2 pseudogenes are annotated in these 857 nt (G+C 48.1%); both read left to right on the top strand.

The features are described from left to right. A pseudogene (locus AB4653_RS10970) lies at positions 1–442 on the top strand (hypothetical protein); the annotation flags it as partial. Further along, a pseudogene (locus AB4653_RS10965) lies at positions 363–857 on the top strand (hypothetical protein); the annotation flags it as partial. The pseudogenes AB4653_RS10970 and AB4653_RS10965, both read left to right, overlap by 80 nt.

Genomic DNA, 857 nt, shown 5'->3' with positions numbered 1-857 from the left:
TGCACCTGCACCTGCACCCAAGTTTCAGCCTGCTCCGGCACCGATGCAACACATGCAGCATGCCCCTCGCCCACAAGGCCGAGGCTCAATGAACAGCAACACCGTATCTACTCATGATCTCAACGAAGAAGAGATACCATCATGGGCAGAACGTGCGTTTAAATTCTCCGGTTTGACCGGTGACCATAGTTTAGTATGGAAGAAATTTGTCCTCTGGTATAAAGCCAAAGCCAATGAATTAATGCCACTATCTCGGATTGAATCCAAGCTGCAGTACTGGCTAGTTAACGAGAAGCAAAATGAAAGACAACAACAGCAGAAGACCTCTCAATATTCAGGAAATGCAGGACAAGCTCAAGGAAATGGGTATAGACAAAAGCTTAGCCCATCTGAACGCTTCAGGCAGCAGCTCATTCAAAAAGGCAAAAAGCCAACCTTCTGAGCCCGCTTCACCTGTTGTTCCTGACTCTACAGGCTCAGTAGTACCTGAAGTTATTGAAGCACAGAGCACTGAAGTAGCGACACCCAATGCTGCTAGCACGGGTTCGTCTCAACAAGTGCCTGTTGTTGACCAAGATCCCGCAGAGTTGGAGCTGACCGATTGGTGTATCCATGTTTTCGGTTCTTTCTTGAGCGTGTACGAAACTCAGTGGGAATACCAATACGGTAGTGAGCCAAGCGGAAAGTTTCTTGAGTTTGCCCACTCTGTTGACTCAGACGGCCTTAACCGCGTGCTAATGCACTGTCATGAACGTATTCAACTTGGCAACAGTTGGCCGCCGCAAATGGGTGAGCTTTGGATTCTAAAGGATTCATTAACAGAAGAAGAGCTGCTTGATAGCCGCATTCGCGTGTTG

Origin of the sequence: Vibrio sp. 10N.222.48.A3 (assembly GCF_041475345.1) — a bacterium.
GTDB lineage: Bacteria > Pseudomonadota > Gammaproteobacteria > Enterobacterales > Vibrionaceae > Vibrio > Vibrio tasmaniensis_A.
The sequence above is the reverse complement of the archived record's forward strand: the minus strand, read 5'-3'. Positions and strand labels throughout refer to the sequence as shown.